We start from the raw sequence: 10741 nt of genomic DNA on the forward strand, positions 1-10741 counted from the left end.
CTATATTTTTATAAGGGAGCATACATATATGAATCATTCTAAAGAAGGTGAAACACTTCTATTTATCATATGGGCTCAAAGTTTAGTCGCCATGCTTGGAAGTTTATTCTTTTCTGAGATACTCGGCTACGTTCCATGCGAATTATGTTGGTTTCAACGTATTTTAATGTATCCACTCGTTATCATTTATGGTGCAGCAATGATAAAAAAGAATAGTACAATTGCCCTACCAGGACTTATTATGAGTGGTATAGGTATGTTCGTATCGATTTACCATTACTTAATTCAAAAGCTACCAGCTTTACATGATACGGCAGGTTCATGCGGAATCATACCATGTACCACCGAATACATTAATTACTTTGGATTTATCACTATCCCTTTCCTTGCAGGAACTGCTTTTATTGTGATTTTTGTACTTCATATCATATTACTTAGAAAACTCGGGAGGAAATAAACGATGAAAAAAAAGATGACCATTTTTGCGATAGTTCTTGTTGTTTTATTTGCTGGACTTTATTTTGTTGTTCAATATAAAAATAACCAAGCAATTGATGATAGTGAAAACCCTTATGGGACAACAGATTTACATCAGGCAACAATTGACCAATTAGATGATCCATTGTATCAAAATCAGATATTGCCAGATGAATTAAGCAAGAAGCTTGAAAATGGTGAAACGGTAACGGTATACTTTTATGATCCAACATGTCCGCACTGTCAAGCTACAACTCCAGAACTTGTTCCATTGGCTGAGGAGCTTGGAATCGATGTGAAAAAACTAAATGTTTTAGAGTTTCAGGACGCTTGGAATACGTACAATATTGAAGGTACCCCAACAATTATCCATTTTGAAAATGGGGAAGAAGCAGCTCGTATTAGTGGGGGACAAACGAAAGAACAATTACGTACATTTTTTGAAGAAAATGGTATAGCAAAATAAAAAAACGGAAGCTCCTAAAGTGAGCTTCCGTTTCGTTTTCTTAATGAAAAGATTGTTTTAATGTGTAGTCGTTTGGTAACAATATTGTACTTTGGAATATGGTAGCTTGCCGCTACAGAAAAACATTTCGCTTTCCGCGGGCAACGCCTCAGCCTCCTCGGAAGAAAACCACTTCCTTGAAAAAGAAGAACACTTTTTCTGCGTGCGATGCTTATTCGAGGAAGCTTTCCTTGTCCTGTGGGGTCTTCAGCTGTTGCTCGTCGTGTTGCAAGTGATTTCGGAGATGCTTCACTCCTCGCATGAAACATTGCTTTTCCCGCAGGAGTCTCCATGTTTTTCCTTCGCTGGAATTGCGCACTATTGTTCTTATTTCATTTGTATGATATTGAAGAAACATGAATCACATGCGATTATGGCAGTTGATCTTCGCTGTGGGCAGTCGACTCCTTGAAAAAGAAGATCACTTTTTCTGCGTGCGATGTTGTTTCAGGGAAGTATTCCTTGTCCTGCGGGATTAATAGGCATAGGTGAGACCCCGCGTCTATAGGAAGGCCGACTAAAACCGTCCTTTGCGGACAACGTCGGCATACCCCTTGCCGGGGCAAGGAGGCTCACCAGCCGCCCTATGGTGCGCGACTGCCCGCAGCGGAAATCAATGTTGCTGATACATAAGCATGAATTTTCACTAGTTCGCAGTTTTCTTCAAATACGAGTTTGACAAGCTACAATATTCAGGAAAAGGATCTGATGGATAGGATGGGATGTTTGCGGACCCAGAATCCTTTATTCCCTTTAGATTAGCTAATATTAGGCAAGAATCGGACAGACGATTCGCTATTTAGGTGAAAAGACCTTGTAAACAAGGATTTTTAGTGAAATAAGGGCCCTGGTGTCCGCAAACATCCTAATATAGACCATTTCTTTACAAATAGCGGATCTCCTGTCCGTAACAATTGGGCAGCTCGTCGTACGCATGAATAAATTGAAACTTTTAATCCATATCTACCATATGATAACTTGTAACATACGGCTTATCAGCAAAATACGCTGGAGGTTTTACATCACCGCCACCTTGCTGATGCTGTTTTTTAAAGGAATCTGAGTTTTTCCAGTTATCGAAATCCTCAATAGTGACCCATTGGGTTAACACTACGTATCTATTTCCTTCTAGCGGTCGTAAAAGACGAAACGCTTGGAAACCAGGTTCTGAACCAATTGCAGAGCTTCGTTGTTTAAATCTTTCCTCAAACGGTGTCTTTCCTTCCTCAGTAACTGTAATGTTGTTCATCACAACAAAACCTTTTTGTTCAATAGTTCCTATGTTTTCAAGTATTTCATATCCTCTGCCAGAGGCGAAGATATTTTCGCTTTTATTTTCGTAATAAGCTAAGGCGCTGTTACCACTATTCATTAAGTAAAATTCAATTTCGGGATGGTCATTCACTATTTTTTTTATGAATTCTAATGTACCATTTGTCATAAAAGCTTTCATTTTCGATTTGTCCCCTTTCCACTTTCTCTTCTTCATAATACCCGATTCATCAAATGTTAATCCATTACAGACTATAATTATAAGAAACAGTATGCTTTTCCAATGTTGAAAACTGTCGTATACTGTATGTTGTAACTGGTTATAGGGTTATGTGCAGAGGTGAACAAGTGTTAATGAGTCGGATTAAAAACGTGATAAAAAAGATAAATATGAAGCATGTTGCTCTCTTATTCGGATTAGTGATATTTTTGGGCATCGCAGGATATCTTATGATTCTCTATGGAGGAAATCTAGTAGTGAATGAGGAAGATCTTATTCTTGATGCAACTACTACAATTGAAACCAAAAAGGGGGAAGTAATTGGTGAATTATATAATGAAAACAGAACGGTTGTATCGATTGAGCAGATTCCAAGACATGTGCAGGAAGCGTTTGTTGCAATAGAGGATCGACGTTTTTATGAGCATGCAGGGGTAGACTTTCAATCTGTCATGCGAGCCGTTTATCGAGATATTATTGCATTCGACAAGGTGGAAGGTGCCAGCACGATCACCCAACAGTTAGCCAAAAATCTTTTTTTACACAATGACAAAACGTGGATGCGCAAAACAAAAGAAGTAATGGCCGCCATTTATCTTGAGCGAAACTTTACTAAAAAACAAATATTGGAATTATACTTAAATGAAATTTATTTTGGATCAGGTGTATATGGAATCGAAGAAGCTTCACAGTTATTTTTTTCAAAATCTGTAGAAGATTTAACATTAACTGAAGGTGCCATGTTAGCAGGACTTGCTAAGGCTCCGAATGGCTATTCACCCATTCATCACCCAGAAAAGGCGTTGGCCAGGCGCAATGTTGTACTACTAGCAATGGACCAAGCTGGGAAGATTACGACAGAAACACGTATTCAAGCACAAGAAAAGACGTTAGGTTTGGATGTTGCAAAAGAGAATCCAACACCATGGATAGATAGCTACATTGACCTAGTAATAAAGGAAGCAGCTGATGAATACCAGCTATCAGTCGATGCATTGCAGCGTGGAGGATATCGAATAGTTGTAAGTATGGACCCTAAAATTCAACAAATTGCGTTCAAACAGTTTAAAAATGGTCAATATTTCCCAGGAAATACTGAGGGTGTGGAAGGCGCCTTTGTTATGATGAATCAGGAACAAGGTGAAATTGTAGCTGCTATCGGCGGTAGGTCGTATGAGCTCGGTGATTTAAATCGTGTAACCGTTAAACGCCAGCCCGGATCGACTATAAAGCCAATAGCTGTCTATGGGCCAGCAATGATGAAAAAGGAATATAGTCCTTATACATTAATTCCAGATCAAAAGGTTAGTATCAATGGATATACGGCTGAAAATGTTCTAGGTAATTATGAGGGTACGGTATCTATTTATGAAGCGCTAAGAGTTTCCAAAAATGTTCCGGCTGTTTGGCTACTTGATGCAATTGGGATTGACTATGCAAAATCATATTTGGAGAAAATGAATATTTCAATAGAAGATGATGGACTGGCGATTGCTTTAGGTGGACTGTCTAAAGGGTTAACCCCAAAAAAGATGATTGAGAGCTTTCGGCCATTTATTCATTCAGGAAAATATATTGAATCACATACCATTACACAAATTTACGACCGAAATAATAAATTGATCTACAAGGCAAATTATGATGAAACAAACGTTTTTAGTGAACAAGTTGCATGGTATATGACTGAAATGTTAAGAGAGATAGTTAATTCAGGGACTGCAGAAGCTGGAGAATTTGATAAGGCATTAGCTGGAAAGACTGGTTCCACACAACATCCATTTGTCGAAGGGCAATATAAAGATGCATGGTTTGTCGGCTACACACCGCAATATGTTAGTGCACTATGGATGGGTTATGATCGCTCAGATGAACATCATTTTTTAACAGAAGGAAGCTCGTATCCGACGATGCTAACAAAGGCAATCTTAAATGAAATGGATAAACAACAGTCACTAGCCACTTCTTTTGAAAAACCAGACGGTGTTGACGCATTACCAGAACCAATTGATTTACCAGAAATAAAGCAATTAGAAGCTTCTTACGTTTTCGGTGGGTTCTCTTTAGTAAAAGGTAAACTAACTTGGAAGAAGGCAGATGATAATCGTATCGTTTATCGTATATACAAAGAACAGGATGGTGTTGATAAACGAATCGGTGAAGTAAGTGGAAAAAATGAATTTATCATTGAAGATGTACCATTATTACAGGCTACATCGTATTATGTCGTTCCTTATAATCCATTAACGAAAGTTGAAGGTGTAAGGTCAAAGACAGTGGAATTGTCGCTGTAATCGACAAATTGATGACAATCAACTGCGTTTGCTATACAGCTATGTTGGAAATCGATATAGTAGATAGTGGAGTTAAGCTGCGAAAAAGGGTGAAAAACATGTTAAAACAAATGGACGATACGATTATTAAGGCATACAATGGCGAAAAAACGAACCATGTCCCAGCATGGTTTATGCGTCAAGCCGGACGATCGCAAAAAGAGTACAGAGAAATCAAGGAAAAATATTCCTTATTTGAAATTACACATCAACCGGAGTTATGCGCATACGTAACCCGGTTGCCTGTTGAAAATTATGGTGTAGATGCTGCAATTTTATACAAGGATATTATGTCTCCACTTCCCGCTATTGGGGTAGATGTGGAAATTAAAAAGAATATCGGCCCAGTTATTCACAATCCAATTACGAACTATCAGGATGTGGAGAAACTTGGAACAATCAATCCAAAAGCAGATGTACCTTATGTATTAGATACGATTAAATTGCTTACTGAGGAACAGCTATCTGTTCCTTTAATTGGATTTAGTGGTGCACCATTCACATTGGCAAGCTATATGATAGAAGGCGGTCCATCAAAAAATTATCATAAAACAAAAGCATTTATGTATCGTGAACCAGACGCATGGTTTTCATTAATGGACAAACTAGCTGACATGGTAATTACGTACGTAAAAGCGCAAATTGATGCTGGTGCAAAGGTTATTCAGTTGTTTGATTCTTGGGTAGGTACGTTAAATGCTTCCGATTATCGAATTTTTATTAAACCAGCGATGCAACATATCTTTAGTGAATTACAAAAAGAAAATGTGCCATTGATTCTATTTGGTATTAATTCCAGACATTTGTTACTTGAGTGGAATGACCTACCTGTTGATGTTATTGGACTTGACTGGCGAACGTCGATTAAAGAAGCAAGGCAAATTGGTGTTACGAAGGTATTGCAAGGTAATTTAGATCCAGCTTTATTGTTAGCTGACTGGAACACGCTTGAAGAACGAATTAAGGCCATTCTTGAACAAGGAATGCAACAGCAAGGCTATGTATTTAATTTGGGACATGGTGTAACACCGGAAATAAAACCAGCTGTACTAAAAAAGGTAACAGAATTCGTGCATAGCTATTCGAAGCGATAACGAAATTGTAAAACGAGGTGTTTGAAATGGGAAAGAAAAAAATGGGATTATTGGTGATGGCTTATGGCACACCATATACGGAAGAAGATATAGAACCTTACTATACACATATTAGACATGGTCGAAAACCATCACCAGAAGCATTGCAGGATTTGACCGATCGTTACAAAGCAATTGGTGGTATTTCACCGCTTGCAAAAGTTACGGATGAACAGGCTAAAGCACTGGAAACAAAGTTAAATGAAGTCCAAGATGATTTTGATTTTCATGTGTATATAGGTTTGAAGCACATCGTGCCGTTTATTGAGGACGCTGTTCAGAAAATGGCTGAAGATGGTATAGAAGAAGCTGTGTCACTTGTTCTGGCACCACATTATTCAACGTTTAGTGTGAAGTCCTATAACAAACGAGCAAATGATGAAGCAGAAAAACAAGGAAACCTATCCATTACATCTGTGGAAAGCTGGTATGATGCTCCCGGCTTCATCAATTATTGGGCAGACCAAATAAATGCTGTGTATGAGAAGATGTCTTCAGAAGAGAGAGAAAAAGCTGTACTAGTTGTTTCTGCACACAGTTTACCGGAGAAAATTTTGCAAAATGGTGACCCATACCCAGAACAATTAAAGGAAACTGCACGTTTAATTTCAGAAGCAACTGGAATAACAGACTATGAAATTGGCTGGCAAAGCGAAGGGAATACTCCAGATCCATGGCTCGGACCAGATGTACAAGACTTAACACGTGATCTCTATAAGCAAAAAGGATATCGTTCCTTTGTATACGCGCCAGTTGGATTTATTGCAGATCATTTAGAGGTTTTATATGATAACGATTATGAATGTAAAGTTGTCTGTGATGAATTAGGTGCTACGTATCATAGACCGGAAATGCCAAACGTACACCCAGATTTCATTGCGACACTTTCTAATGTTGTATTAAAAAAAGTAAAGCGTGATGCGTAATGGTAAATAAAGAAATCGTAATCGTTGGCGGTGGGATAACAGGGTTATCTGCCGCCTATTATTTACAAAAAGAGATAAAAGATAAGCTCTTACCTTATCGTGTGAGACTAGTAGAAGCAACTGACCGTTTAGGGGGCACCATTCGAACTGTAAAAGAGGATGGTTTCACAATCGAGCGTGGTCCGGATTCTTTTTTGTCTAGAAAAACGCCGGCAGTAAAGTTGGCCGAAGAAGTCGGGTTAAGTGATCACTTAGTACGGAATGGCACTGGCCAATCCTATATTTTGGTTAACAATAAACTACATAAGATGCCAAGAGGATTCCATATGGGAATTCCAACAAGTATTCGTTCACTATTTTTTTCTCCACTTTTTTCAACACGAGGGAAAGTACGAGCTGCGATGGATTTAATCTTGCCTAAGAGTAAAAGTATGGAGGATCAGTCTTTAGGAGGGTTTCTCCGCCGTCGCTTTGGGAATGAGTTAGTAGATAACTTAATAGATCCTTTATTGTCAGGAATCTATTCGGGTAATATCGATAATATGAGTCTAATGGCAACGTTCCCGAATTTTTATCAGCTTGAACAGCAACATAAGAGTCTAATTAGGGGATTGAAACGTACCCTTCCGAAGCCTACAGGTTCAAAGAAAAAGAAGAGTGGAATGTTTTATTCCTTCCAAGATGGACTCGAATCATTAGTAGAACGTTTAGAAGTGAAACTTGGTAATGAGATAGTTTCGTTAAATGCTGCTGTCGATCATGTAGAAAAAAAGGAGCATGGTTATCATTTACTTTTGAGTAATGGACAAGTGTATAAGGCGGATGCAATTATTATGACCACGCCACATTACACACTACCAAAGGTATTTAGTCAGTATGACTTTTTCCATGCTTTTGATGAAGTACCGTCTACTTCTGTAGCAAACGTCGCATTGGCGTTTGATAAATCAGCCATCAAGAAAGATATAGATGGAACCGGATTTGTTGTTTCTAAAACGAGTGATTATCGCATAACGGCTTGTACGTGGACACATAAAAAATGGCCAAATTCGACCCCCGAGGGTGCCGCATTAGTACGCTGCTATGTCGGACGACCAGATGATCAAGGAGTAACAGATTTATCAGATAAAGAAATAACAGAAATTGTGCTGAAAGATTTAAATAAAATCATGCATATAACCCAAGATCCAATTTTCAGTGTGATTACCCGCTGGAAGGACTCTCGTCCACAGTATACAGTTGGACATACCGAACGAAATGCTAACGTGCGTAGTGAAATGATGAAGGAACTCCCAGGCGTTTATCTCGCCGGTAGTTCGTTCGAAGGTGTGGGTGTTCCTGATTGTATCGAACAAGGGGAAAAGGCTGTAAAAGATGTATTAGAATATCTAAAATAATAGCGAAAAGGTGCTCATGCGTTATGTGAGCACCTTTTCTTATGTGGTTGCGATTAGAAAAAGTTGTTTACTCGTAAGTCTTTTCCAATTCGTCAATTAGCGTTCCAATGTATGAAACAGCTGTACGGATTGCGTCAGGTTTTGACATGTCAACTCCTACCATTTTTGCAAGCTCTTGTGGAGTTTTTGTGCCACCTGCTCGCAATACATCTAACCAACGATCAACAGCTGGTTGACCTTCCTCACGGATTTTCTCTGCAACAGCAGTAGAGACCGTTAACCCTGCGGAATAGGTATATGGGTATAAACCCATATAATAGTGTGGCTGACGCATCCACGTTAATCCAGCACCTTCGTCAAAGACAACGCTGTCACCCCAGAATTGTTCTAATGCTTCTTGTTTTTGCTTACTCAAAACAGAAGCTGTTAATGGTGTACCTTCTTCGGCAAGTTTGTATACTCGGCGTTGAAATTCGCCTTCTAATAGATGGGTGACAAAATTGTGATAATAAGTACCAAGTAATTGCGTAATAACCCAACGTTTCATTCGCTTATCGTTCGTATTTTTCATTAAGTGATCGGCTAGTAACAACTCATTGAGTGTTGATGGTGCTTCTACAAAATAGGTGGAAGGTCTTGTGTTTACGAGTGATTGATTTTTACCAGCTAAATAGAAATGCCCAGCGTGACCGAGTTCATGAGCTAGAATAAAAGCTCCACGCATGTTGTCCGTCCACGTAATTAATATATATGGATGAACCCCGTACGGACTCGAACAGAATGCACCGGTTGCTTTTCCGACATTATCCGCTAGGTCAACCCAACGATCCTGAACACCTTTTTTCATAATTTCACTATATTCATTTCCCATTACCTGTAAGGCCTCTAGTATGGTAGAAGTCGCTTCCGCATAGGTTGTTTCTGGATTGAAATTTGGATCAAGTGGTGCCTTTAAGTCACAGTAACGTAATTCTTCTAGACCAAGTTCTCGTGCTTTTAATCGTGCGAACTTTCGCATATGTGGTGCAAGTTCGTCTTGTATGATGTCTAGCTGATTATGGTACATCTCTTCTGTAACTTGTTGTGAGTGTAAAAGCATTGCTGTCACTGAATCATAGGACCGAATCCGTGACATGGTAACTTGTTTTGTTACTTCTGTTGCATAAGTTGCAGCATACGTGTTTTTGTACCGATTTAATGTTTTGATAAACGAATCATATGCTTGTCTACGAAGTTTAGTGTCAGATGATAGCTCATAGCGATCTTCGTATAGGGCGGCCGACATTGGTAATTCCTCACCAGCGTCAGTTGTAATCGAGTCAAAATCCATATCCGAGGATTTACTTCGACTATAAATCATGTAAGGTGCACTGTGAACTTCGCTTAAGGATGCTAACGTTTCTTCAATTTCAGGTGATAATGTATATGGCTTCTTCTCAATAATGTCATGAAGCATTTTTTTATAAGGCTGTAACGCTTCTTTTTCGTCTAGGTATTGTTGTAGCGTATCAGTTGATAAGGATAAAAGTTCTGATTCAACAAAAGATAGTTTTGCCCCAATCTGTGCTAATACAGAAGAAACACGTGCAGCATCGGCTTGGTTGTCAGCGTCAGAACCGTCAGCATTTGCTCGTAAGCTAGCATATGTAGCAACGTGGATCACTTTTTTCTCGAAGTTTTCAAGTGTTGTTAAACATTCCACCAGTACTGTAGCACTTGTTCCAAGCTTCCCTTTATATTTCGTTACCGATTCTATCTCTTCTTGGATTTCTTTTAATGCAACCTCCCAATCGGATTTGGAAGCAAATAAGTCTTTTAAATCCCATGTGTTTTCCTCAGGTACTTCGTGTCGTTTCATTCTTCTCGTTTGAGTTGTCATGATCATACCTCCCCAAAATAATTCGGAACTCTAATTAAAAGTATAAAACATATTTGGTGAGAATGATATGATTTTTCAGATACTTCATTAAAAAAATAAACAGCTACTAGGATAGCTGTTAAGTGGAAATAACGTTATTGTTTATAGTACAGTTGATGTGAATTGCGAAGTAATGAAAAATTCAAGCTAGGGGTAATTGCGATATTGATACTCGTTACGGCCAGGGCTGGTGAAGTAACACCTTCGAGCGTACTGGAATAATTACGGTTGCGTGCGGGGGCCCGGGGTGCAGCTAGCGGACACACGATTCCTTATTTGTGAAAAATGAGGGTAAATGCAGTCGTTATCGGACTCAGGATACCTTATTCGGGTAAAAACAGTTGAAAAACATGTTTTTTAGCTGAATAAGGCATCGTGTGTCCGTTAATCTATAAAATAAAGAGCCAAAAAGGTAAATAAGGCATTCTCAGTCCGATACCAAACAAGCTTTTTGATTTAGTTTTACAGTTGAAGGAAATTGTGAACTAATGAAAACTTAAATTTAGACCGCTACGGAAAAACACTGCGCTTTCCGTGGGTAGCTGATGAGCCTCCTTGCCCCG

The 10741-nt window shown here is 38.9% G+C and carries 8 protein-coding genes; 6 read left to right on the forward strand and 2 right to left on the reverse strand.

Annotated features, from left to right (window positions below; all coding sequences use genetic code 11):
• Positions 1–28: 28 nt before the first annotated feature.
• Positions 29–457 carry a disulfide oxidoreductase gene (locus tag ACY9Z2_RS18395; RefSeq protein ID WP_463611132.1) on the forward strand — a complete coding sequence of 143 codons (429 nt, stop codon included), beginning with the start codon at positions 29–31 and terminating at the stop codon, positions 455–457.
• A 3-nt stretch (positions 458–460) separates the two neighbouring features.
• Positions 461–943: a thioredoxin family protein gene (locus tag ACY9Z2_RS18400; RefSeq protein WP_463611133.1), complete on the forward strand. Its 483-nt coding sequence runs from the start codon at positions 461–463 to the stop codon at positions 941–943.
• Between the two features lie 991 nt (positions 944–1934).
• On the opposite strand, the gene ACY9Z2_RS18405 is transcribed toward ACY9Z2_RS18400, so the two are convergent.
• The gene (locus ACY9Z2_RS18405) at positions 1935–2435 is read right to left on the reverse strand and encodes an antibiotic biosynthesis monooxygenase family protein (protein ID WP_463611134.1); all 501 of its coding nucleotides are present in this window, start codon (positions 2433–2435) and stop codon (positions 1935–1937) included.
• A 173-nt stretch (positions 2436–2608) separates the two neighbouring features.
• Between ACY9Z2_RS18405 and ACY9Z2_RS18410 the strand changes: the two genes are divergently transcribed.
• From ACY9Z2_RS18410 to hemY, 4 genes are all read left to right on the forward strand, one after another.
• Positions 2609–4765, forward strand: a complete 2157-nt coding sequence (locus tag ACY9Z2_RS18410) for a transglycosylase domain-containing protein (protein ID WP_463611135.1) — start codon at positions 2609–2611, stop codon at positions 4763–4765.
• A gap of 98 nt (positions 4766–4863) precedes the next feature.
• A complete protein-coding gene (hemE, locus tag ACY9Z2_RS18415; RefSeq protein WP_463611136.1) occupies positions 4864–5898 on the forward strand; it encodes a uroporphyrinogen decarboxylase in 1035 nt (344 codons plus the stop codon).
• A gap of 26 nt (positions 5899–5924) precedes the next feature.
• Positions 5925–6863 carry a ferrochelatase gene (hemH, locus tag ACY9Z2_RS18420; RefSeq protein WP_463611137.1) on the forward strand — a complete coding sequence of 313 codons (939 nt, stop codon included), beginning with the start codon at positions 5925–5927 and terminating at the stop codon, positions 6861–6863.
• Complete coding sequence (gene hemY, locus ACY9Z2_RS18425; RefSeq protein ID WP_463611138.1) at positions 6863–8260, forward strand: protoporphyrinogen oxidase; 1398 nt, start codon at positions 6863–6865, stop codon at positions 8258–8260. The genes hemH and hemY overlap by 1 nt, the downstream gene beginning before the upstream one ends.
• A 67-nt stretch (positions 8261–8327) precedes the next feature.
• Here the strand turns inward: hemY and pepF are convergent, their stop codons facing one another.
• Positions 8328–10145 carry an oligoendopeptidase F gene (gene pepF / locus ACY9Z2_RS18430; protein WP_463611139.1) on the reverse strand — a complete coding sequence of 606 codons (1818 nt, stop codon included), beginning with the start codon at positions 10143–10145 and terminating at the stop codon, positions 8328–8330.
• Positions 10146–10741: the final 596 nt, after the last annotated feature.

The organism is Virgibacillus sp. GM2-2, assembly GCF_055329585.1.